General features: G+C 32.2%; 20 protein-coding genes and 1 tRNA gene. 3 read left to right on the top strand and 18 right to left on the bottom strand.

Annotated features, from left to right (window positions below; translation table 4 throughout):
- Nucleotides 1-82: 82 nt before the first annotated feature.
- The 4 genes from glpK to AACL07_RS00640 form a co-directional block, all read right to left on the bottom strand.
- Nucleotides 83-1,591, bottom strand: coding sequence for a glycerol kinase GlpK (glpK, locus tag AACL07_RS00655; RefSeq protein WP_338983747.1), 1,509 nt, complete (start codon nt 1,589-1,591; stop codon nt 83-85).
- 13 nt (nt 1,592-1,604) lie between these two features.
- Nucleotides 1,605-2,759, bottom strand: a complete 1,155-nt coding sequence (gene glpO, locus AACL07_RS00650) for a type 2 glycerol-3-phosphate oxidase (protein WP_338983745.1) — start codon at nt 2,757-2,759, stop codon at nt 1,605-1,607.
- Between the two features lie 11 nt (nt 2,760-2,770).
- Nucleotides 2,771-3,544 carry an MIP/aquaporin family protein gene (locus tag AACL07_RS00645; protein WP_338983743.1) on the bottom strand — a complete coding sequence of 258 codons (774 nt, stop codon included), beginning with the start codon at nt 3,542-3,544 and terminating at the stop codon, nt 2,771-2,773.
- Between the two features lie 140 nt (nt 3,545-3,684).
- Nucleotides 3,685-3,760: transfer RNA gene (locus AACL07_RS00640), tRNA-Cys, on the bottom strand.
- Between the two features lie 70 nt (nt 3,761-3,830).
- Here AACL07_RS00640 and AACL07_RS00635 point away from each other — a divergent pair.
- Both AACL07_RS00635 and AACL07_RS00630 read left to right on the top strand, forming a co-directional pair.
- Nucleotides 3,831-5,363, top strand: coding sequence for an APC family permease (locus AACL07_RS00635; RefSeq protein ID WP_338983741.1), 1,533 nt, complete (start codon nt 3,831-3,833; stop codon nt 5,361-5,363).
- Entirely contained in the window at nt 5,356-6,885 is a 1,530-nt protein-coding gene (locus AACL07_RS00630; protein WP_338983739.1) for an amino acid permease, read from the top strand. Before AACL07_RS00635 ends, AACL07_RS00630 begins: the two co-directional genes overlap by 8 nt.
- Nucleotides 6,886-6,947: 62 nt before the next feature.
- Here the strand turns inward: AACL07_RS00630 and AACL07_RS00625 are convergent, their stop codons facing one another.
- The 9 genes from AACL07_RS00625 to AACL07_RS00585 are packed head-to-tail and all read right to left on the bottom strand — an operon-like array spanning nt 6,948 to nt 17,918.
- The gene (locus AACL07_RS00625; protein ID WP_338983737.1) at nt 6,948-8,153 is read right to left on the bottom strand and encodes an AEC family transporter; all 1,206 of its coding nucleotides are present in this window, start codon (nt 8,151-8,153) and stop codon (nt 6,948-6,950) included.
- Nucleotides 8,153-9,364, bottom strand: a complete 1,212-nt coding sequence (locus tag AACL07_RS00620) for an acetate/propionate family kinase (RefSeq protein WP_338983735.1) — start codon at nt 9,362-9,364, stop codon at nt 8,153-8,155. The genes AACL07_RS00625 and AACL07_RS00620 overlap by 1 nt, the downstream gene beginning before the upstream one ends.
- Complete coding sequence (pta, locus tag AACL07_RS00615; protein ID WP_338983733.1) at nt 9,365-10,336, bottom strand: phosphate acetyltransferase; 972 nt, start codon at nt 10,334-10,336, stop codon at nt 9,365-9,367.
- A complete protein-coding gene (gene lpdA / locus AACL07_RS00610) occupies nt 10,336-12,150 on the bottom strand; it encodes a dihydrolipoyl dehydrogenase (protein ID WP_338983731.1) in 1,815 nt (604 codons plus the stop codon). Before lpdA ends, pta begins: the two co-directional genes overlap by 1 nt.
- An 8-nt stretch (nt 12,151-12,158) precedes the next feature.
- Entirely contained in the window at nt 12,159-13,427 is a 1,269-nt protein-coding gene (locus AACL07_RS00605; RefSeq protein WP_338983729.1) for a dihydrolipoamide acetyltransferase family protein, read from the bottom strand.
- 17 nt (nt 13,428-13,444) lie between these two features.
- Nucleotides 13,445-14,434, bottom strand: a complete 990-nt coding sequence (locus AACL07_RS00600; RefSeq protein WP_338983727.1) for an alpha-ketoacid dehydrogenase subunit beta — start codon at nt 14,432-14,434, stop codon at nt 13,445-13,447.
- Nucleotides 14,434-15,549 (bottom strand): thiamine pyrophosphate-dependent dehydrogenase E1 component subunit alpha, encoded by a 1,116-nt coding sequence (locus AACL07_RS00595; RefSeq protein ID WP_338983725.1) that lies wholly within the window; start codon nt 15,547-15,549, stop codon nt 14,434-14,436. The genes AACL07_RS00600 and AACL07_RS00595 overlap by 1 nt, the downstream gene beginning before the upstream one ends.
- A gap of 1 nt (nt 15,550) precedes the next feature.
- Entirely contained in the window at nt 15,551-16,561 is a 1,011-nt protein-coding gene (locus AACL07_RS00590) for a lipoate--protein ligase (protein ID WP_338983722.1), read from the bottom strand.
- A gap of 1 nt (nt 16,562) precedes the next feature.
- Nucleotides 16,563-17,918: an FAD-dependent oxidoreductase gene (locus AACL07_RS00585; RefSeq protein WP_338983720.1), complete on the bottom strand. Its 1,356-nt coding sequence runs from the start codon at nt 17,916-17,918 to the stop codon at nt 16,563-16,565.
- A gap of 224 nt (nt 17,919-18,142) precedes the next feature.
- On the opposite strand from AACL07_RS00585, the gene AACL07_RS00580 reads away from it, so the two are divergent.
- Nucleotides 18,143-18,544, top strand: a complete 402-nt coding sequence (locus AACL07_RS00580; RefSeq protein WP_338983718.1) for a cytidine deaminase — start codon at nt 18,143-18,145, stop codon at nt 18,542-18,544.
- A gap of 25 nt (nt 18,545-18,569) precedes the next feature.
- Here AACL07_RS00580 and AACL07_RS00575 read toward each other — a convergent pair whose 3' ends face one another.
- The 5 genes from AACL07_RS00575 to potB all read right to left on the bottom strand — a co-directional run bounded on the left by AACL07_RS00575 (nt 18,570) and on the right by potB (nt 25,848).
- A complete protein-coding gene (locus AACL07_RS00575) occupies nt 18,570-20,282 on the bottom strand; it encodes a cation:dicarboxylate symporter family transporter (RefSeq protein ID WP_338983716.1) in 1,713 nt (570 codons plus the stop codon).
- Nucleotides 20,283-20,289: 7 nt separating this feature from the next.
- On the bottom strand, nt 20,290-21,618 hold the full coding sequence (locus AACL07_RS00570) for a CoA-disulfide reductase (protein WP_338983714.1): 1,329 nt from the start codon (nt 21,616-21,618) through the stop codon (nt 20,290-20,292).
- Between the two features lie 113 nt (nt 21,619-21,731).
- Nucleotides 21,732-21,902, bottom strand: coding sequence for a hypothetical protein (locus AACL07_RS00565; RefSeq protein WP_338983712.1), 171 nt, complete (start codon nt 21,900-21,902; stop codon nt 21,732-21,734).
- A 71-nt stretch (nt 21,903-21,973) separates the two neighbouring features.
- Nucleotides 21,974-24,919: an extracellular solute-binding protein gene (locus AACL07_RS00560; protein ID WP_338983710.1), complete on the bottom strand. Its 2,946-nt coding sequence runs from the start codon at nt 24,917-24,919 to the stop codon at nt 21,974-21,976.
- Complete coding sequence (gene potB, locus AACL07_RS00555) at nt 24,889-25,848, bottom strand: spermidine/putrescine ABC transporter permease (RefSeq protein ID WP_338983708.1); 960 nt, start codon at nt 25,846-25,848, stop codon at nt 24,889-24,891. The genes AACL07_RS00560 and potB overlap by 31 nt, the downstream gene beginning before the upstream one ends.
- Nucleotides 25,849-25,852 lie beyond the last annotated feature (4 nt).

The following is a 25,852-nucleotide window of genomic DNA, read 5'->3' as shown; positions in this document are numbered from 1 at the left end:
TAAAAAAATAAAATATATAGACAAAATAAAAAACCCCACCTTAATACAATGTGGGGTTATTTAATTACTTATTATATTAAAACTATTCTATATCTTTTAATCAAGAGAAAGTTCTTTCGACAGCAGTACTTCAGCCTTTGTTTAATCAATCGGCTTTTTTCTTATCAATTGTTGGTTTTAACTCAAAATCATTTTTATAATTTTTTCTGATCTCATCAACATTTTTTCAATAGCCAACAGCAAGTCCAGCTAAATAAGCAGCACCCATTGCAGTTGTTTCAACATTAACAGGTTTAACAACATTTGTTTGTGAAATGTCAGCCTGGAATTGCATTAAGAATTTATTCTTAGATGCGCCACCATCAACTTTTAAAAATTTTAAATCTTTTTTAATATCTTTTTGCATAGCATTTACAACATCATTTGCCTGATATGCAATCGCCTCTAATGTGGCACGAACAATGTGTTCGCGTTTTGTTCCTCTATCTAATCCGAATATTCCACCACGAGAATAGGCATCTCAATAAGGTGATCCCAATCCCGTAAATGACGGAACAACATAAACACGTCTATCATCTGTTACTTGTCCGGCATATCATTCTGTTTCAACGGCGTTGTATACAATTCTTAAGTTATCACGCAACCATTGAATTGCAGATCCCGCAACCATTACAGAACCCTCTAGAGCGTAAGTGATTTTTCCGTCATATGCACACGCTATAGTTGTAAGAAGGCCATGAGTTGACATTACTCTTTTTTCACCTGTGTTCATTAAAATAAAACAACCAGTTCCATAGGTGATTTTTGATTCCCCATCATTTAGACATAACTGCCCAAACAGTGCTGATTGTTGATCTCCAATTGAAGAACAAACTGGGATTTGTGTCATGTCTTGTTTACTAATTAAACCAGCATAACTTTTTCCATATACTTCAGAACATGATTTAATTTCTGGCAAAATACTTCTTGGTATATCAAATAATTCTAACAGTTCATCATCTCAGTCATTTGTGTGAATGTTATACATCAATGTTCTTTGAGCATTTGCGTGATCGGTTATAAAAACCTCCCCTCCAGTAAGTCTATAGATTAATCATGTATTGATTGTCCCAAACATTAACTTACCTTCTTTTGCCAGTTGTCTTGCACCTTCAACATTGTCTAAAATTCACTTAACTTTTGAACCCGAGAAGTACGGATTGATTATTAATCCGGTTTTTTCCCTTACCATGTCAACATCTTTTTGACCCATACTTTCACAATATTTAGCTGTTCTAGTATCTTGTCAAACAATTGCATTATAAATTGGTAACCCATTTTCTTTATTTCAAATAACTGCAGTTTCTCTTTGATTTGTTATTCCAATTGCAGAAATTTGTTCACCAGTAATATTTGCTTTACCAAGCGCTTGTGTAAATGTTGATCTCTGAGTGTTTCAAATTTCATTTGCATCATGTTCCACTCATCCATCTTTGGGAAAGTATTGTGGGAACTCTGATTGAGCTATTGAAACAATATCTCCCTTCTTATTTGTAACTAGAGTTCTAGCACTTGTAGTCCCTTCATCTAGTGTTACGATGTATTTTTCCATTTTTGTCTCCTTATTAACTCAAAGGTAAAATTGTTTTTTCAATTGGGTTTCAATCTTTTTTCTTATTTAATTTTTCTACTTTTTCAACAAGTCCAATTACATAATCGGCAATCGCTGGAGCTGATGCTATTGCTGGAGATTTCATTCCGGCAACACTTATAAAGTGATCATCACCTTTTGCTGGTTTAATTCAAAAATCATTTTCAGTTGGTTCAATTGGTCTTGATCCAGATAGTGTCATACATGTTTTATTCATGTTGATTGACGGGATTAGTTTTTTTCCAATTTCTCCAATGAAGTCAAATTGTTTTTGAGTAACCAATCTTGTTTCATCCTTTGGTACATTGTCTTCAGCCGTTGGACCAACCAATACATGTCCATTTAACATTGGTGCAACAATTACACCTTTACCATGAATTGTAGGAACCATGAACACAACTGAGTTCACAATACCAGCTTCAGTTTTTTCAAGAATTCTATATTCACCACGTTTTGTAACCAAGTTAAAATCTGGGTGTCCAGCCATTTTTGAAATTACGTCTGCATAGTGTCCAGCAACGTTGATTACAAATTTTGAATTTATAACTTCACCTTTGCTCGTTTTTATTTCATATCCATCTTTTGATTTTTTGATATCAATAACTTTTGAGTTAACTTTTAATTCAGCTTTGTTTCTAATTGCATTAGTAAACAAAGTTTTAGTTAGTTCAACGGGATCAACCGCAATTGAAGAATTACATACCAATGCACCAATTGCTTCTTTTGAAATATTTGGTTCTCTTTTTTGTAATTCTTTGGCGTCAATGATCTCCATCTCTTTTGCTTCTAATCCATTTGTTAAACCGCGTTCATATAACATATGAACATGTTCCATTTCTTCAGCAGTAAACGCTACAATTGTTGAATCAATTCTTAAGTATGGGAATTCCATTTCCTTAATTCAATCTTCATATCTTAATTTTCCAGCTACATTTAAACGTGCATTCAGTCTTCCTGGTGTTGGGTCAAATCCCCCATGCACAAGTCCTGAGTTACCAGCAGATGTTTCCATTGCCACTCGAGCATTTGCCTCTAAGATTACTAAGTTAATATCGTATTTGGCAAGTTCACGTGCAATCGAAGCACCAATGATCCCTCCACCAATTATGCAAATATCGTATTTTTTCATATATCTCCTTTTTATAATGTTGTTAACAACATAATACCACCAGCAATTAAACCACCTGTTAATGGTGCTACAACTGGTATTCATGCATAAGTTCAATCAGATGCTGAACCTGATTTTTTAAATAACAGCATGTGTGCAATTCTAGGTCCTAAGTCACGTGCTGGGTTAATGGCATAACCAGTTGTTCCACCAAGTGAAAGTCCAATTGATAGCACAACAATTCCAACAATTACTGGTCCAATATATCCTGGCGCATTGTATGCACCAAGACATAAGATTGCAAACACTAATATAAATGTTGCTATCATTTCCATTAAAAAGTTTAATGGTATTGATTTAGTTGTGGCCCCAGTTGAGTGCATACCCAACACGTTACTACATCCAAATTCACCATCTTCTAATGTCATTTTGATATGTTTAAGATATAGAACATCTAATAAAAGTTGTCCTAAGAATGCTCCTATAATTTGAATAAACATTATTCCAATAAATATACCTGTCATTTGTTCTTGTGACACACCATATTTTAAAGCTGTTCCACTCATATCGGCGAACATCACTCCAAGTGTTACTGCCGGGTTTAATCAACCTGCTCCACCCGCAAATGCTGAAGATATTAGAGCTGCTACCGTTACTGCAAAACCTCAACCAATCGTGATTGAAAGTCATCCTGCGTTATTACCTTTTGTTCCTTTCAAAACTACATTAGCTACAATTCCATTACCTAATATAATTAGTAATGCTGTACCAAATAGTTCTGTAAGAATTAAATTTGTTATTTCCATAAAGTTTCCTCCAAAATTTATTATAATCTTTCAAATATTATTTACAATATATAATACTTTATTTGGAATTTTTTATTTTTATACTATAATAAAAGACAAATAAAAAAACTCTCATTTTTCTGAGAGACTTTGTTTCAAATTGGAGGCGCTAGTCGGATTCGAACCGACGATCAGAGTGTTGCAGACTCATGCCTTGAACCCCTTGGCCATAGCGCCATATTTAATATATTATACAAAATTTGCAATTAATAATAGGTATTATATATAAAAGCAATGGAGGCTCAATATGAAATTATCAAGTAAATCAAAAGAATTTTGATCAATGTTTTTATTGGTTGCTGGTATTGTTATCGGAGCTGGTATTTATTTAAAAAATAAAGAATTACTGGCTCAAACTGGAAACCCAATTGTTGCAACTGCACTTTGAGGAATTGTGGGATTAGTTTGTATTATGTCTGTTGTGGTGTTTATTGAAATATCAAAATCCACTTTAAAATCAGGTAATGGAACAATGGGTAACTGAGCGAAGATATTTTTAAATCGTCGTATTGCCTCTTTCTTTTCTATCATTTATACATTTGTTTATATGCCAACTACTCAATCAGTATTTGTTGCTGGTGTTGTCGGTTATATGATTCAAGCCATTGGTGTTCAATTAACACCACTTGAAATAATGGCAATCTACTTAGTATGTTGTATATCACTATTAACTCTATTTGCATTTGCAAATATATATTCTCCAAAACATTGTAAAAATTTACAAGTGTTTGGATCAGTATTTAAGTTCATCCCATTAATCATCGCTATGATTGCTGGATTTATTTTATGAGGAATGGGGACTGAAAACTCATTTGAGTCATCTGAAAGCTTAGAAAACATTAAAGCACTTTCATTCTTGGGTGGATTTGGAGCAATTCTTTTTTCATTTGATGGTTACGTTTATATTGCAAATATGCAACAAGGTGCAAAACACCCAGAACAAGTTCCTAAGGCTTTAACTGCTGGTATGATTTTTGTTACTGTGTTTTATATTTTAATTGCCCTAGCAACTTTTGGTGGTGGTAACGGAACAATTGAAGGTGTTCTTTCAAAAATATTTGGTGGTGGTAAAGACGCCGAACAAGTTGCGTGAGTTATGGCAAACATAATTATGATGCTCGTGTGTCTACTATCAGTTAATATGTTTACTAACTTGGGTATGACCGAAATATTTAGTGATTACAATTGTAAGATAATTTATATCCCAAAATCAAAAGCTAGTTTCAAGTCTGCGGCATTTTTGCAATTGGGTTTAACAATTACATATTTTGTTATTGTTATTGTTCTTGGAACAGTTGCTCCTCATGGTGATTGAAAAGGAATTCACTCTGTACCTCTTGGAAGTGAAGCTACAGACCTAAGAGCATATCTTGATCAACCAGCTTATTTTGTAAATTCATTTTCATCGGCTACAACAGTTATGGTTTTTATAATGCTAAATATGTTAATAATCGGAGCAATGATAAATAGATTCACACGTAAGGTGGATGTTCCAAAAGTTAAGTTCTTCTGACCTGCTGCAATCATTTCAAGTGTAATGATGGTTGTCTTTAATGTTTTTGGTATAGTTGCATTCTTGATTCCTCCGAGTGGTCAAACATTTATTGAATCAAATGGATTTATCTTTTTATTAATATTAATATTTTGTGTAGCTTACGCTACTGCAGTGTTCATTGCTCAAGAAGTATTCTTTGCAAAAAAAGATCCATTCAATGGTTTTGAAGGTGTTGTTGATGATAACCTTTTAACAAACAATTGAGTTGAGGTTGAAAATGAATAATACAAAAAACAAATCTAAAGCTTATGAATTTTGATCAATGTTCTTATTGGTTATTGGTATGGTTATTGGAGCTGGTATTTATTTAAAGAATCAAGAACTACTATCACAAACTAACAACCCAATTGTTGCAACTTCACTATGAGCCATTGTTGGTCTTGTCCTTGTTCTTAGTGTTGTTGTTTTTATTGAAATTTCTAAATCAACAATGAATAAAGGAAACGGGACCCTTGGGAACTGATTAAAATTATGAATTGGTAGAAAAACAGCAACTCTTTTTTCAGTAATGTATTCTTACATTTTTATACCAGCTGCCGTTACGGGATTTATGACTCCCGTAATAACTTATTTCCTTATTACATTAGATGTATACATTAGTCCTTTATCTCAACTGTTTATTTACTTAATCGTCGGTGTATTTTTATTAGGTGTAATTTATGCATCGAATGTATGATTGCCAACTGTATGTAAAAACATTCAACTTTTTGCATCAGTCTTTAAATTCATACCATTATTCGTCGCACTGATTGCAGGGTTTGTTTTATGGGGAGATGACTCTGCATTTGACAATGAAGCATACAAAGAAAGCGCAACAGCAATTACATTTTTGTCAGGGTTTGGAGCTATATTACTTTCATTTGATGGGTACGTTTATATTGCGAACATGCAAAAAGGCGCAACTCATAAAGAGCAAGTTCCAAGAGCATTGATTGCAGGGATGATATTTGTATCACTATTTTATGTATTAATGGCTGTAGCCTTATTTGGTGGTGGTGACGGTTCTATTGTTGGTGTGTTGTCAAAGATATTCGGAAACACTGAAGGCGGTCAAAGAGCGGCTATTATTGTAGCAAATACAGTGATGATGTTGGTTTGTTTCACATCTACAAATGTTTTTATAAGCGTTGGTATGACTGAAATGCTAAGTGACTATAATGCGAAAGTAATTTTTTTACCAAAAGAAAAAGCCACATTTAAAATGGTTGCACTATTACAATTTATTGCAACATCATCATTTTATATAATATTAATCTTACTAGGTACCTTCGTTCCTCGTGGTGACTGAAATGGAATCTATTCTAATTTTACTGATTGACATAACAACCCTACAATGTATATGAATGCGTTCGGTGACTTTGTGGGTCAAATGGCAAGTGCACTAACGGCGTATGTTTTCATTGCAATTAACGCATTAATTTTTGCAGCTATGGTTAATAGATTTACAAACAAAGTTAAAATTGAAAAAATCAATTCATATGTATTTTGACCAGCTGCGATTATTTCTTCTACAATGTTAATTGTTATAAATGTTATGGCTATAGTTACATTTATTATCCCTACAGATAATAGTCAACCATTCCATACTACAGGACAATTTATATTCTTGATATTTTTTATTCTTTCGATAATTGCCACAATTATACTGTGAGCAATTCAAGAAAAAATATTTAAAAAATACCCTGAAATATATTCAAATACAACTGAAAATATTGATGAAAATATGAAACTTAATAACTGAGATTAATCTCCAATAAAAAGAAAACCTTAATTATTAAGGTTTTCTTTTTATTTAAAATTGTCTATTAACTAGGCCAATACTGCTGTTTGATCAAATATACTTAATTCACTAATCACAGCACTCACAACTGTTCAGAATGGAATCGTAATGATTCCACCGATAATTGTAACTGTAGCTATTTGTGAAGCTAAGTTTTCTTCTTTCTCATATGCAATTGCATAACCCACAACTGTGTTGGCTGTTGGCGCTGCAATCATAATTACTCCTAACATAAATGCTAAGTTAGGTATTTTTCATGCACCCGTAGCATCACCTATTCCTGCTGCTGCTAAGAATATTAAGATTACAAACAATGGTGCAATGATCATTTTCAAGAAAAATGCTCACCATACTGTTTTATTTTTAACTGCTGATTTAATATCACCATTCGCAATAACTGCACCGATTGAAAATCAAGCCAATGGTGTTGCTAATGCTTTTAGTAAATCAAGTGTTTTATCTACACCTGGTATTCACATGTCAAATCTTAGAATTGAATAATATTCAGTGTTAGTTTCTGATCCTGCATTTCAGTCACTTACTGGCATGAATTTGATTCCCGGTATTAACTGTGTTATTCAAATAATAAATCCGGCAACTGTTGCAATAATAATTGGATTTTTTAATAAGCTAATTATTATTTCTTTTCTACTTTTATTAGCAATTGATCCGTTTCTTACAACCTCGCCTTCTTTTGCACTTGATGCTTCGACATCTGTTGACATTGGGAAATTATTTTTTTGTACTATATATACCGCCGATGAACACATGAACAATCAGTAACCTACATTAATAACACTTGAATAAGTGTTGATTTCTGCTGCATACTCAGATTCAAACAATGAACTTAAAATTGGAATACCAAAGTATATTGCTGACGAGAATGCAACCGTCATTGATAATGTATCTTGAGCATCCTTATTGTTTTTTAAAAAGAATAGCCTTGAACCATATGTAATCAATACATAGAATAATAAGCTTGCGCACATCATTACCATTTTTTCTGTGAATCCATCTTCGCCAGATAATTCAGTCATAAAACTTTTTAATATTAGAGATGGTAGTCCTACATAAATTACTAATTTTACAATTGCCTTTTCTCAACTTTTAAATATCAGATTCTTTTTTTGAAAAAAATATCCAATACCAATAACTAAAACTGCAGCTACCACAACCCCTCAAAATGGAAGGCTTGAAAAAATTCCCTTGGTTACATCCGCCACTGAATAAAACATTATTTTGTACTCCTTAAATATATTTTTGAAATTGTGTCCAAACAGATCATGAGTTCCTCATTTGTTTTAATTGCATATACTTTTGATTTTGATTTATTTGTTGATATCAACTTATAGTCCTCATAGTCGTTTGAGTATGCATTTAATTTCTCATCAAGTTCTAACCCAAGTATATTAACTCTATCTAATACTTGTGTTCTAATGAAATCAGAATTTTCTCCTATACCCGCAGTAAATACAATTGCATCAATTTCACCATTCAAATAGTTTGCATACTTAACCATGAAGTCCGCAACTATTGTTGTGTACTTATGAATTGCAATCTTTGCATTTTGATTTCCACCATAGAACGCTTCTCTAACATCTCTCATATCTGATGATATTTTTGAGATACCTTTTAATCCTGAATTTTTATTTAACATCGTTGTTATTTCAACTACATCTTTTTTTAATTCTTTAGACATATATTCAATAATAGAAGGATCAATGTCACCGCTTCTCGTACCCATCATTAATCCAGCTAATGGTGTTAAACCCATTGTTGTATCAAATGATAACCCTTCTTTAATAACCGCCATTGATGCACCATTACCTAAATGACACACAATTGCATTAACTTTACGACAATCCTTTTTCAATATAGTTGATAGATTTTTTAAAATATATTGATAACTAATCCCGTGGAATCCATATTTTCTTACACCATGATTTTCATACCATTCAATCGGCGTTGTATATAAGAAGTTTTCTTTTGGAATTGTTTGATGAAACGCAGTGTCAAAAGAAGCTACTAATTTTGCATCTGGCATTATCGCCTTAACGGCATCAATCGCAACAAGAGCTCCTGGATTATGTAAGGGTGCTAATTTTGTAGAATCTACAATTGATGAATAAATATCATCGCTAATTAATGAAGATGAAGAAACCGTACCACCATGGACAACTCTAAATCCCACACCTTCAATGTCATTGTAATTTTCAATTATTTTCATTTCGATTAATTTATCTAAAATTAATTTTAGTGCCACTTTATGATTTGGTAACTTATCATTGAACTCATGTTTAGTACTGTCGTATTTGAACGATCAAAAACCGTCAACTCCAATTCTTTCAGCTAAGCCTTCTAAAATATCTTTTGGTTTATTTTTATCTTGGATGTCATAAAGTCTAAATTTAATTGAACTACTTCCGGAGTTAATTATTAATATCATTTATTTTTTCTCCATTGCTTGAAAGATTGTTATTATTGCTGTATTTTGAACATCTTCTAAAGTTGCTCCACGACTTAAGTCATTTACCGGATTATTAAATCCCATAATGAATGGACCAATAGCATTGTAACCACCCATTCTTTGAGCAATTTTATATCCAATATTTGCTGAGTTAATGTCTGGAAATACATAAACATCTGGTCTATTTTTTTTCATTTTATTTCTAGGCATTTTCTTATCTCTTACTTCTTTATCTCAAGCAGCATCAAATTGAATTTCACCAACGATATTGAAGTTGTTGTTTTGACTATTTAATATTTCAACTGCTCCACGAACACGATCAACGTCTTCACCAGAACCAGAACCAGCAGTTGAATAACTCAACATCGCAACTTCAACATCACTAAATTTAAAAGCCTCACCAAACTTTGCAGTCATCTTAGCAATGTCTGCGAGTTGTTGACTTGTAGGTTTGATGTTAAGAGCGCAATCGGTGAATAAATAATTTTCCTCACCTTTGTTAATAATAAACACACTTGCCGCAAGACTTAATCCAGGTTTAGTTTTAATAACTTGTAATGCTGGCCTAATTGTATCTGCCGTTGTATAAGTTAATCCAGATAACACACAATCAGCTTCACTCATTTTTACCATCATTACTGAAATGTAATTTGTTTTGTTCATCAACTTAGTTGCGTCATCAATGTTTGTTTTTTCTTTTCTTAATTCAATAAATTTATTAATGTATGGGGTTTTATCAATTTGATCAAGTGAACAAATTTTGATTGATTCATTTAATCCTTTTGGGATTTCACTTGATTTGTTAAATAACATAACTACATTTGCAATTTTGTTATTAGTTAAGTGATTAGCGACTTTTTGAATTTTTTCTTCTCACCCTTCAGCAAATACAATAGTTTGCTTTACATCTGTTTTAATTAAGATGTTTTCTATTTCTTTAACACTGTACATTAGAAGTTAATCGCCTTTCCACTTTCAAGAGCTTCAGCTGCTTCACCAATTGCTTCACTCATTGTTGGGTGGGGATGTATTGAACGAGCAAGTTCTGTGATTGTTCCCTCACATTCAATTAATGTTGTAATTTCTGAAATCATATCTGTCGCTCTATTTCCAATAATGTGGGCACCTAAAATAGTTTTATATTTAGGTTCTACAATTAGTTTTACAAATCCAGTAACATGGTCGTCAGCAAGAGCTTTACCAATTGCAGAGAACGGAAATTTAAAAGCTTTATATTCAACTCCAGATGATCTCAAGTCTTGTTCTGTTCTACCTATCATTGCAATTTCTGGTTGTGAATAAATACAACTGGGAACTTTTGAATAATCCATTATCATATCTTCAGCCCCTTTTTTACCTGCCTTCATTGCAATTCTATTTGCTGTAACTACAGCAGCATGTGCAGCAACTTGAGCTAACATAGCTTTGCCTACAACATCACCAATGGCGTAAACACCTTCAATGTTTGTTTCACTATATTCATTTGCGTTGATTGCTCCACGCGTTGTAAGTTCAACACCAACTTTATCAAAATCAGATGTTACAACTTTTCTACCAACTGACTCTAATACAAAATCAGATGTTACTGTGTTTTTAGACCCTTCAAATTCATATGAAACGGTATTCCCATCCATTGAGTTTACTTTCGCATTTGTAAGTATAGTTACTGAATATCTATCCCTCATATATGCTGTCATTAGCTCAATCACTTCTTCATCTAATTGGGGAATGATTGTTGGTGAACCTTCAATTACTGTTACTTTTGTACCAAGTGATGCAAACAAGCAACCAAACTCAATACCAATAACTCCACCACCAATAATTGTTAATGATTTTGGTATTTCTTTTAATGAAAGAATTGAAGTCGAATCAATTAAGATACCTTTGCTTCTGGCTTCTTCAAATCCTGGAAGTGGTAATTTAATTGGAACTGAACCAGTTGCAATAACTATATTTTTTCCACGAAATTTTTTTCCATTAACTTCAATCACTTTTGCTTCTAACGGTGTTGCAATTCCGAACTCACGGTCAACACCGTTTTTTTTCAATAAGTATTGAACACCATTTGTTAACTTAGAAACAACATCATTTTTTCTTGATACTGATTGTTTTCAATCAATAGTTGGTTTTTGATCTGATGGAAATACAATTCCTAATGATGCCGCTTTTTTTGTAATCTCAGTATAAATTTTAGCCGTTCTTAAAAGCGACTTTGTTGGAATACACCCAACATTCAAGCAAACTCCACCATAATATTCTTTTTCAATAATTAATGTTGACAATCCTAGTTGAGCACATTTGATGGCGTTCATATAACCACCAATACCAGCACCGACTACAATTACGTCATATTCTTTATCCACAATAATGTTATTTGTTTGTGGTTGAATAGATTGTGTTTGATTAGGTTTAGGACCACGTGAAGGTATCACATCATTTGATACAGGTGTCGAACCAACAACTGATGCATTTTCTTCTTTATCGTCCGCCACGGCCTTAATTGATGGTTTGGAAACAATGTCTACCCCTGTACCGTTATCGATAACAACCACAATGTCTCCAACTTTAATTTCTTGGTTTTCTTTAATATTTAGTTGACTAACCACACCAGCTACTGGTGATGGTATTTCTGAATTTACTTTGTCAGTTTCAACAAAGAATAAAGGATCACCTTCTTTAATTGTTTGTCCAACTTTTACAAGTACTTCAACTACTTTTCCTTCGGTAAGTCCTTCACCGATGTCTGCAAATTTTACGTTATACATAATTCTCCTTAAATAAATAGCAACGCTGGTGCTTGTAAGTAAGCTTTTAATTTCATTAAAAATCTACCTGCATCACCACCATCAATAATTCTGTGATCGCATGTCATAGAGAACGGCATTATTCAACCCGCTTTAATTTCGTCTCCGACAAAGATTGGTGTTTTTACCATATTACCAACTCCAAGAATTGATGCTTCTGGGGAATTAATAATTGGTGTTGCATAATCTAACCCAACACTACCAAAGTTAGAAATGGTAAATGTTCCTTCACTCATTTCTTTCATTGAAAGTTTTCCTGCTTTAGCACGTGCTGCTAAATCGGTAATTTGATTTGCAATTTCAAACACACTTAAGTGGTTAACGCCTTTAATAACGGGAACCATTAACCCTTTTGGTGTGTCAACTGCAATACCAATGTTGATGTTGTGCATTGATAATATTGAGTTATTTTCTTTATTTATACGAGCATTAATGTTTGGCATTTCTTGCAATACATTCGCAGCCGCTTTTACAATAAACGCTAAGTAAGTTAGTTTAATACCATTTTTTGTTGCATGGTCTTTTAATTGATTTCTCATATCATAAGTTGGTGTTATGTCTATATTAGACATTCCCGTAAATGCAGCATTCTCCGAACTTGATCGCTCCATTGCTTTTGCTATAGCTTTTCTTATTCCATTCATTGGAGTTTCAGTTCAAGTTAATGGTGAATCAATGCTTACAGTTTTTTTGTTAACTGCGTTTGTTGTCACTGGTTCAACTTGATTTTTGTTTGTGTTATTTGAATTTATATCTTCTACCAATATTCTTCCATTGGGTCCAGTTCCACTTATTTGTGATAAATTAATACCTTTTTCAGTGGCAACCTTTCTAGCCAACGGCGATGCTTTGACATGTTGATTATTTGATAAATCAACTGTTTGCTTTGGAGCGTCACGACTAATCACTTCATTTGAAATTGGTGTTGAACCAACAACTGAAGCATTTATTTCTTTTTCTACTCGTACTTCTTTTTTAAGCTGTGCAACTGTTGATGATGACGAACCATCATCAATAATAACTACGGTATCACCAACCATAATGTTTTGGTTTTCTTTGATATTTAATTGTGATATTACACCAGCAACTGGCGATGGTATTTCTGAGTTTACTTTGTCAGTTTCCACAAAGAATAAAGAATCACCTTCTTTAATTGTTTGTCCCACTTTAACAAGAACCTCAGCCACCTTACCTTCAGTAAGACCTTCACCAATGTCTGCAAATTTTACGTTATACATTTTTCATTCTCCCAATATTAAAATTTATAATCAAGAACTTTTTTCATTGATTCAAATACTTTATATGGATTCACTTGATGGAATCCTTCACCTGCATCATACGGAATGATTACATCGTATCCTGTACATCTTGAAAGCGGAGCTTTTAGATATTCAAAACACACTTCATTAATTGTTGTAATAATTTCAGATGAAACCGAAAACGATCTTACGGCCTCATGCACTACAAGCATTCTTCCTGTTTTTTTAACTGACTCAATAACCATTTTTTTGTCTCATGGTTTGATTGATCTCAAATCTATTAATTCAATAGTTGAGTTTGGATGCGTTGTTTTTAACAGTTCAACTGCTTTTTGACAGTCAACTGTTTGTGCACCATAAGTTACAACAGTTAAATCATTACCTTCTTGTATTTTAAATGCTTCACCAATTGGCACAATGTAGTGACCTTCTGGAACTTCTTGTTTAAATGCTCTATATAATTTTGTAGGTTCAAAAACTATAACTGGATCTGGCGAATCAATTGCAGCCAAGATTAATCCTTTTGTATCATATGGTGTTGAAGGTACTACGACTTTAAGTCCTGGAATGTGTGCATATATTGCTTCTAGTGCTTCTGAGTGATGTTCTAACGCACGAATTCCACCACCCATTGGCATCCTAATAACCATTGGCACTGTTCACTTACCACGTGAGCGATTTCTCATCCTTGACACATTTGTAATGATATTTTGTAATGATGCTAGTCCAAGTCCTTCGAATTGCATTTCAACAACTGGTTTCATACCACCCATTGCCATACCTGCACCAACTCCAGCAAACATCGCTTCAGAGATCGGAGCATTAAATGTTCTTTGTTTACCATACTTTGCTTGTAAGCCTTGTGTTGCTCTAAACACACCACCATTTAGTCCTACATCTTCTCCAAAAACAATGACCGTGTTGTCGCGTTCCATTGCAACGTCTAATGCTTCAGATACCGCTTTGATACTATTAATTACTGCCATTAGTGGTGTCCTCCTATTGAGTTTGGATGTTTTGCAAAGAACTCTTTTGCTTCTGCTAGTTGTTCTTTGTGATCATCTTCAAGTTCTGCAAATTGATATTTGAAGATATCTTCAATTCCATAATTTTTATTTGCCTCTACTCATTTAAATTCCTCTGCCATTAACTGCGTTTGTTCCTCATCTAAACTTGTTTGTTTATTTTCGTCTCAAATACCTTTTTTAATTAAATAAGCCTTAACTCTTATTAATGGATCATATGGAACATGTTCTTCATATTCTCCTTTTGGTCTATATGAATCTGGTGAATCTGAAGATGAATGGGCACCCAATCGATAAGTATCAAATTCAACAAAGAATGGTCCACCACCACTTCTAACATATTGAACAACTTCTTGCATTACGCCAAATGATGCTAGATAATCATTACCATCTACTTTAATTGAAGGGATTGCTGTTGCCACTGCTTTTACGGCCATGTTTATAGACTTTGTTTGTTCATGTGTAGGCGTAGAAATTGATCACTTGTTATTTTCTGAAATGAATATAATCGGTAATTCATGTAACTTTGCAAAGTTCATTGCTTCATATGTTTCACCTTCACTCATCCCGCCATCTCCAGTACTTGTAACTGCGATACCATTTTCTCCAAAGTATTTCTTAGCAAACGCAAGTCCAGTCGCTAATGAAAACTGAGTTCCAATAACAATATTTGGTGGTAGTAAATTAACACCATCAGGCGCCCTACCTCCCGCTTCGTTTCCAGATCAATATAACATTATGTTTCTGATTTCTTGTCCCATAGTTAGTCATGCAGCACTATTTCGATAACCCGGTGCATAATGATCTGTCTTTTTATCTAGTGCATTGATGTATGCAACTTCACACGCTTCTTGACCTGTTGAAGTTAAGAAAGAAAGCAGCCTTCCTTGTCTTTGCATTTTATTTTGATAAACATCTAACATTCTAGATTTGTTCATCATTTTGTAAGCTTCTAATAATTCTTCGTCTGAAACCTCAGGCATTAAACTTTTGTTAATAATGTTCCCATCTTTATCCATCACTTTTACTGATTCATTTTTAAATGGATTAAATTGGTTTAAATATTTATAACTCATCTTATTTCTCCCTGTTATTAAATAGAACGTCAAGCAAAACATTTGATGTAATGTGTGGGCCAAAGAATGCTGTTAGATCTATTTTGTTTAGTACTTCGTTTATTATTTGTCTGTCATATTTCTTACCCAAAATCCTTACATACAAGTTATTAAGATTCTTTGTACTTAAGAAATCACCATAGATTTTAATTTCAGTTATTATTTGATTTTCAATATTAAAATTTATTTGAACAAAACCAACAGATTCAATGTATTTAGATTCTGATATTTGGAATGTTGAGTTTTTTTCGAAAGTTCATTTTTCACTTTCAAATTTTTCTTTTTGTATTAACTCAATCGCTTTTAATTCTTCTTTTGAAAATTCAATATGTTGAATTTTATTGTTTTTGTAAAATGAATCTAATAGTCCATTTTTGAAGTCTTCCAATTGTAGATTCACACCTAGTGTTTTTAATTCTGTATCAATATTTGTAACACGATGTTTTGCTGACATAACTTTTTGGTGTTTAAGTTTTTCTTGATTTACATTTAAATAATTTGAGATTTTTTTAATTTCAGAATTAAATAGCAACGTTCCATGTTGTAGAATTTTTGAATTTGCTCGCAATTGTGCATTTCCTGAGATTTTTTTACCATTAATTTGCAAGTCATTTCGCCCAGCAAATTCAGCTGAAAGTCCTAAACTATTTAGATATTCGATTATAGGTAATAGAACAAATTTAAACCCAATACCAATGTTGCTTGCAAAATCAATATATGAATAACAGATGTTTCCAAGATCATGAAACACCGTTCCACCTCCTGTATTTCTTCTTACGATTACGACGTTATCTTTTGTGGCTTCATCAATATTTACTTCGGCAAAAGTGTTTTGATTTCTACCAATAATAATTGAATTATCGTTTTGCCATATGAACAATATCGGTTCTGAAAAACCATATTCATATGTTAAAAATTCTTCTACTGCTAAGTTGTATTTAGCATTTGTGTTTTTTGAGACTAGCAGTTTCATATTATTTTTTGAAGAAGTTCAACCCTAGAACTTCAAGTCCTGCTAAAGTTATGAAGTTATATGGTTTGTTGAAGTGTGGTAAAAAGAATATATCTATTAATGGTATTTCATCAATTACCATTTCTTTTTGAATAGCCAGTGCAAACATATACATTACTTCTGTATGGTTATTTTCGCTAGCAACTTGAGCACCGACAATTCTTCTTGATTTTTTTTCTCAAATTAATTTAATTCATACTTGTTTGTATTTTTCCATAAACTCTGGTCGATCATTATCTGTGAACTCAATTGATTCAACTTCTATTCCAACAGATTTTGCATATGTTTCAGAAATTCCAGCCGCAGCCATATTGAAACCAAATACTGAAATACCATTTGCACCAGTAAATCCCGGAGCCTTCAAAGTATTGTTTGACGATATATTGATTGCAGCTACGATACCTGTTCTAACAGCCGTTGTTGCCAATTGTATTGGTGCAGTTTTTTTTGTAGCAACATTAAATACTGTCGAACAATCTCCGATTGCATAAATATCTTTATCTGATGTTTGGCAATAATCATTTGTAATTATTGCTCCGTGGTTATCTAAATCAACTTTGCCTTTTAGTGCTTCAGTTTGAGGTTTAACCCCAACCGAAAATACTACATAATCGGTTTTTATTTCACCTTTGTCTGTAACAACAACATCAACTTTATCTTTACCTTTGAACTCGACCACTTTTTGATTTAGTGCCATCGACACTCCATCTCTAACCATTCTATCTTCCATTAGTTTAGTTAATTTTTCGTCAAAGTAATTTGGCATAATTCTGTCAGATACATCAATCAAAGTTACCTTTTTTCCATATGCCGTAAACGCTTCAGCTAATTCAACTCCAATATAACCAGCACCAACAACTGTTATGTTTTTGATTTTTGGATTTAGATTAGCATCATGTATTGATTGTGCATGTGCATAATTTTTACAGATTTGTACCCCTGGCAAATCAATCCCTAGGATTGGTGGAATGACTGGTCATGTTCCTGTTGATACAATCAATTTATCGTACTTGTCTATAAATTCTTCACCTGTTTGTAAGTTTTTAATTGTTACTTCTTTTTTAGTTTTATCAATATTTATTCATTCATGTTGCGCCTTAACTATAATGCCTTCTTCGGCTAATAATTCTGACGAAGCATAGAATAAACCTTTTGGGTCTTTACAATCTCCTTTTACTCATAACGCAATTCCACATCCTAGAAATGAAATTACATCACTCTTGTCATATGTGACAATTTCTCAATTTGGGTTTAATCTTTTTAAAGTTCTTACTGCCACTGTCCCGGCGTGATTGGTACCCAATACTATTACCTTCATATATCTCCTGTTAAAACATAAATCGCAATTTTACTTAAAACTTACATACGATTTATACACTTATATTGTAAGACTTTTCTCTTGTAAAAAGTATTAGAATAATAAAAAATTGGAACAAAAAAAGTTAATTTAGTAAATTGTTACTAAATTAACATATGTGTTCTAATTTGGTTTCAATTACCATTTGTTTGTATTATAATTTAATTCCAATAGGAGATTTATATATGGAATTTAAAGCAATGATTGATGCTTGTGCAAAATACACAGGAACTAGACATTTGGGGCCAGAAATCAAAGTAGGAATGGTTGGCGCTTCACTGTTAACAAAAGACGGAAATCTATACACAGGTATATGTTTGAACAACCATTGTTCAATTGGTTACTGTGCCGAAAGACAAGCTGCTGGTGAAATGATTAAAATGGGAGAAACTGAAATTGTTAAAATGGTTGCCATTGACGACACCGGTAAAGTAATTCCACCTTGTGGTGTTTGCCGTGAATTTGTTTCTCAAATAAATCCAAAAAATGCTGATTGTGAAGTTATGTATTTAGACGGTAAAACTGATAAGTTAAAAAACTTACTACCCCACTACTGAATGGACCTTTACTTTAAAGATAGAAAATAAAATGATTACTTACGTAATCATTTTTTTATTTAATTAAAGCAATTTCATCAATATAAGTTTGTTTTGATTTTTCTTTAACTGAGATATATTCATTTTTTTTATTTATAACAAAATTTTTATACTCAAGTTTTAAGTTGATTTTTTCTTCTTTAGAAAGGTCTTTATTGTTTAGTGCTTTATTTTTAGTTGCAAACCTAATCGAAACTTCATCTTGCATTAAATATTTAAATTCTTTATTCGATCTAATTTGATGTTGTTTTGCTATTGCTTTTTTTGTCAGCAGTTGAGAGTCATCTTCGATCAAGCCCTCGCTTTTTGCAACGATTGGCATAACCGCGTTTGCACCAAGTACATTAACTCCAGTTCTACCCATATCAAATAAACCATCTAATGGTTGAATGATCGCAAGAACTGGTGCAATGAATGATCCGAATCCCATTCCACCCAATACACCTGTTGTAACGATTGTGGCAGTTCCTGGAACTCCTGCAATACCCAATGATGCTATAACAGTAATTAATAACGCAACAAAGAAGAACGGAACAATACCCATTGCATGCACCATTGAATCAGAGGCAGTACCAGTTCACAATAAACTAGCAGTAATACCTGCCTGGACTCCAGCACAAGCCATGAGACCTAATGTTGTAGACATAGACCCAATTGTGCTGACAACCTTGTTGTTGACCTTCATTTCGCTCTCTACGGTTGTTAATGTTGTTGGTAAAGTTGCTAATGCTGATTGAGTTGCGAAACCTTGTGTAAATGGAACTCATGCTCTTTTTCATCATTGTTTAACGTTGATACCTGATAGTAAAATTTGTAATGTAAGTATCCCAACACAAATTGCTAATGCTAAGTATCCAATACCAATTACTTTTCCGATGGAAGCCAAAGCTCCGATTGGCTTACCAATAATTGATGTTGTCAGCATTGCCATAACAGCTATTGGAAGTATCTTCATAAAGTTCATCATCATTGATGAACTAATTTTTCAAGCAACTTCAGTTCCTGCTCTAAATTTTGTCATTTGATCATTATTTCTTTTTGAAAGAATTCTAATTGACGCACCCATTAGTGCAGCAATTATCATTACTGGAATTATTGCAGTACCTGCAAGTGCTGTGATGATATTATTTGGAACATAGTCTCCAATTAATTCTGGAATTGGTTTCATTCCTGGTTTTTCTCCAGATACCACTTGTTCTGTTAAGTTTTGGCCATCTCCAATCTTAACTAAGTAACCTAGTCAGAAAGTGATAATGAATGCTATTGCTACATTTATCAAAAGCAGAGAAACACCTTTTAAAGTTATCTTACCCAAACCTCTAACGCCAGGTTTGGATGTAACCCTTAACACAGCAAGAAAAACTATTGGTATACACATCATCATAACTCCTGCTATGAAAATGTTTTTAAATAACGAAATTCAAATGATTGATTCTTTTATTCATAAGAACTCATCTTTGAATTCATTGGTAAGTTCGCCTAGTTCTTCACCAGGTTTGAACATATCTTTTGAGTCCGGGAATCCAATTGATGCTTGTACTATCACACCGAACACCAATCCAAGGGTCATCCCAATTAATACACGTCACATAAATTGTAATTTATATCTTTTTAAAAACACTCACAGACCAGCTTGTAATGTAATAAACGCCACAACAACAAGTAATGTCTGTCATGTTGAAATTGCAATAAAATCAGCAAGGATTTTATTGCTAAATAATGTATTCATATATCTCCTATTTATTTAACTTGGATAATGCAATGTGTAAAATATCCAATGTTTTTGAAAATGGTGGTGCATAAGGCATATCAATTTGTTCTAATACAACATCCACTTTTGTTTTTGTTCATATTAATGAAGCAACTCCATTAATTCTTAAAATAGAGTTATCGCTTCCAATAATTTGGGCTCCGATTAATTCTCTAGTTTTTTTATTCATTATTAATTTTAATGAGAGGTCAGTTTGCCTTGGCATATATGAAGGAAGGTTCTTGTCATTAATCAAAATCATTTGATAATCTATACCTTCTTCTTTTGCTTCTAGTTCCGTTAAACCACAACGTGCTGCATCTTTTGAAAATACTTTAACCATTGCGCTTTGGATTGAACCAGAAAATTCAATGTTCTTTCCTGAAATGTTGTCTGCAATTACTTTTGCAAATTTAGATGCAATAGTTGCTAGTGGTGAATAAATATCTTTATTTGTTATTAAATGTTTTGAAGTGGCACAATCTCCAGCGCTGTAAACATCTTTGATATTTGTTTCACCTTTTTTATTTACAAGTATTGCACCATTATCTATCATCTTTAAATTTGTATCCTTTAAAAAAGAAGTGTTTGGTTGAAATCCCACAGACATAATTACCAATTGAGTTTCGATCGTTTCACCATCTGAAAATTTAATACTCGAAACTTTTTTGTCTTTTGAAATGATTTCAACAACTTGTCTCGATTTAAAAACATTGATTCCATTTTGTCTTAATTCATTTTCTATTGTTGTTGATATATCTTGATCAAATGCTTTTGATAATATATTTTCTTTTGCTTCAATTAAGTTAATTTTAGCTTTAGATTTAGATAAAGCTTCACATACTTCTACGCCGATAAATCCCGCACCAATAACTGCAATTGATTTGATCGATTTATTAGAAACCATTTCTTTTAGTTTTACACCGTCTTCTAATGAAGTCAAATTGTGAACTCCATCACTATCAATACCAGGTATATTAGGTATTATTGGTTTTGCTCCAGTCGCGATCACGAGCTTGTCATATGTATCTTCAAAACCGTTTCCATAAACAACTTTTTTATCAAAATCTATTTTGTTGATTGATGAATCTACAACAACTTTTATACTGCTCTTTTCAAATTCTTCTATGCTTCTTGAAAGTAAATCATTTTCATTCTTAACATCACCACCGACTAAATAAGGTAGACCACAAGCACCAAGCGAAACATAAGATGATTTTTGATAAACCACAATTTCTGCATCTTGTAAATTTCTTCTTAGTTTTGCAGCTACACCCATTCCTGTTGCACTACCACCTATAATAATTACTTTCACTTTTAATATTTCCTTACCGATTAAAATTATTCTAAATTAATTAGAATAAAAAATATTATTTAAAAATAATATTTTTTTGATTGCTCTACAGCTTTTATAGAAGTTAAATAATTTTATTTTTCATAACGTTTGTTATGATTTTTAAATTTTCCAGACTCTTTCATCTCGTAACGTAATTTCTTTACTCGACCTCGAGCTCTTCTCTTTCTTCTTAACGCTGATATACCCAATGTAATAATGTCAATAAAAAGTGTTGATTTCCCATTTCTATTTCTTGCCATCATATTTATCCTCGCACAATTATTTTAAACTTTTATTTGGCAATAAAAAGAAAAATAAAATCCTAGGTCGGATTTTATTTTGATGCCCTAATTTCATTGAACGCTTCAACTATTTTATCGTCGTACTTTTCATTGTATTTAAAGGCTTCACCTTCTTTTGCAATTTCAAATCACTCATCTAAGAATGGGTACTCGAATTTTAATTCTTTAGAATTTTCCGTCTCAAGTCCTACTCTATATCCTGAGTAATCTAGTTGTAATTTTTGTATTTCTTCTTCTAAAATAAATGCCACTCATTTATGTGCCAACTCTGTATTTCTAGCATTGTTCGAAATAACCATACTATCAGTTCATTGGTTTGTAACTTGAGTTATACCATCAACCTCTTTGCCAACATAACCTTGTGCAAATGGTGGTGGTGTATCAACACCTAAATCACGATCAGCCATTCAAGTATATGTTGAGCTAACTAAATCACCGCTATAAAGCACAGCCACATCAAAGTTACCTGTTTGAACTTTTTCAATTAATTGATCAGTATATAAACCAACTGACTTGTATTTTATTAATTTCTTTAAGTCTTTAGTGGCAGTTTCGATTTGTTCATCACTACTTGGATTAACGCTTCCATTTTTACCAAGTCCGTACATTAAGAAGTTTTTCGGGTCTTCATTTAATGCTACATTCAATCCAGCTTCAGCTGCATCTCATAATATATTTCATGATAATTCTTTTGAGTCAATTGAGCCTTTTTCATCTGGTGTAATTTTTTGTTCTGCTAAAAAATTATTCACTGATTTGTTTTGTGTATTAAATGCGATTCTCACATCTCCTCAAAAGAATGGTGCAGCATACGCTGCAAGTGTACTATTGATATCAATGTCTTCATTTATAATTTCAGATTCTTGCACTTGATCAAATCAAGCTTTATCAATTGCTCCGTTACCACCATCTGGCACAATACCGTTTTCATTAACTTTCACATCAATATTTTCATTGTATTTATTTACTAGTTCTCAATCAATTGGCATTAAGTAATTGTCTTGCGCTAATTTAACTGCCATGTAATCTGAAGGAACCATTACATCATATCTAAACGTAATATTTTTGTTATACAGAATTTCATTTGAATCATATTGTTGGTAGTTAACTTTAACATCATATTTATCTTCAAACTTTTTAATTACAATCGGATCAATATAACTACCTCAGTTTCCAATTACAATGTCATAAATATTATTCATAACATATGCAGTTGTGATTAATCCAAATGATGTAATTAAAATAAATATTGTTGCAAATGTTTTTCAAGTTCTTTGAATATAACTTTTACCTTTTGAATACCCACTTTCATCATTTGATGGGAAGTATTTATTTTTTAATATTGTTTCTTCGTTTTTAATAAAGTCAATTTTAAGATTTAATTCTTCGTTTTCCATTCTGATTGATTGTTTGATTGCTTCAAGCAGTTCAACTCTTTTGTTTGTTAATTCTGAACTGTTTGAAACTTCGTCTCAAGAATGTGCTGAATCAAAATGTAACACCAACGGCACTTCTTTGAACACGCGTTTTTTTAGATCTTCTAAATTTATAAATAAAATTACTAGCTCTTCATCTTGAGTATGCTTCAATTGGTTAAGTTTAATTAAACTACCGTTTAATTTTCTTTTACTTTTACCATCTAAAATTTCTTGACGTTTGATTGTCAGGTTAATGATTTTTTGTTTTGATTTTTTAATATAAACTTCACCATGTTCTTTGTTAACCAAATCAGTTTTTAACTCTTCAATTCACTCTTGAATTTCTCTAGCTTTTTCTGCGTTGACAGATGTTTCATGTTTAACTTTTTCAATTAAATCTAATGCTTTTTCAATACGTTTTTCAAGTTTTAGAATTTGAGCTTCAATTTTTTCTGATTTGTTTTTATTTAATTCATTTTCTAATTTTGATTTTAAATTGTTCACTTTATAAACTAAAGAATCATGCGAGATTTGAGCGTTGGCTTCTCTTGTGATTTTTTTATTTAGAACTTCAATTTTTCATTCTAATTTAGAAACCCTTGCGTAGTAGTTTTTGTTTTTAACAATTCTAATTCTCAATAACAAAAATCTATACTTGATCAGATTAATAATATTTTTTGTTTTAACCTTTCTTGTTTCAGATTCAATAATTTGATTGTTCAATTCAATCTTATTTTCATATCCGTTAATTTTCTTAATTTTGTATTCACCCTTTTTAACGGCGTTTCTTTTTTTCTCAGCACTATATGAAATTCCTTTCACAATGTTGTATCCAAGGATTGCCATGAAAATAGTAATAACAAGCAACGTACCAAAAGCATTGATGTATGGTTGAATTTTTTTAGCAGTATAAATAAATGTTGAAACGTTAGTTTGATCTCCACCTGTGAAATATGAAATTATGAAGTCATCAAACGACATTGAAAAACATATTGCTGACGCAGTAATAATTGATGGAATTAATATTGGTAAAACAACTTTAAAGAATGTTTGGAACGGTGATGAACCTAAATCTTCACTAGCTGAAATTATGTTTTTATCCACACGTTTCAAAAATGGCATAACAGTAATAATTACATACGGAACGTTAAATGAAACGTGTGCAGCAATTAATGTGAATATACCAAAGTTGAATCCTAGTATAAGGAATACAACCATTAAACTAACTGCAGTAATGATATCTGCATTTATTAATGGTATGTTTGCAATAGACACTCATCTTGATTGTCTCTTTACAGATAACCTAGATAAACCAACCACGGCCATTACTCCAATCACAATTGAAATAATTGTTGAGGTAATAGCTACAAACAAACTAGTTGTAATCGATTTTAGGAACGGTGAATTATTTAATAATTCTCCATATCATTCAAATGATCATCCAGTAAAATCTGTAATATTTGATGATGAGTTAAATGAAAACAACATCATTACAAATATGGGGATGTACATTAATAATAGAATAATTACTAAATAACTTGATTGAAAGAATCTTTTCATTTTTTCTTTTTCCCCTCTTCAAATTTTTTAGATAATAGGTTTGATAATAAAATTATTATAAAAATAGTAATAGCCAACACAATTGAAATTGCAGCACCAAAACCAAAGTTAGTACCTTGTGTAAAATAAGATTCGATAATAGAAGTAATTAGTGTTATCTTCCCATCACCCATATATCTCACAATTAATAGAGACGTAGCTGATTGAATTAGAACTAATGAAAACGCAGTAATTACTCCAGGCATTGAATGTCTTAAAGTTATTTCTCTAAATGCTCTTCATTTAGATGCTTTTAGATCCAAAGATGCTTGTACATAAATTGGATCTTGTCCTTCTAGTGCGTTATAAATTGGAGCAACTGCAAATGGTAAGAACATGTAAACCATTCCTACAATAACTGCAAATTGAGTACCCAACATATTTCCACCAATTAAATGGAAGAACGATTGTAATCCGATTGATTTCAAAATCATATTTACTCATATTGGCATTGTTACCAATAACCAAATATTACGAGCCATAAACTTAGATTTCAATGTTGATAAAATATACGCCATTGGATAGGCAATTAGAATTGATATTAAGCTTGCTGCTAACGCTAGCAATATTGAAAGTGCCAGCATTCACACAAGTGATGTAGTTGTTACAAATTTAATGAAGTTATCTAAATTGAATTTGAAAATTGTTATGTTTCCTGTTGGTTCAATAATTGAATATACAACAACAGAAATGATTGGAATAACAATTAGGAAAATCATAACAATAAAAAATGGTACAAGTATTGGTCACACTTTTTTTGTCATTCTTTTTTCCAAGAATGCATTGAACTTTTCTTTTCTAGTTTTTTTGATTGGAGTTTGAGTTGTTGTTGGAACTACTTGTTCAGTTAACACATTTTCTTCCGTGTTCATTTGATCGTTAGTGTTCATTTCC

The sequence above is a fragment of the Spiroplasma endosymbiont of Othius punctulatus genome, from assembly GCF_964019505.1.
In the GTDB taxonomy this organism is placed as follows: domain Bacteria; phylum Bacillota_I; class Bacilli_A; order Mycoplasmatales; family Mycoplasmataceae; genus TIUS-1.
Note: the sequence above shows the minus strand (reverse complement) of the source record. Positions and strands in the feature narration are given on the sequence as shown.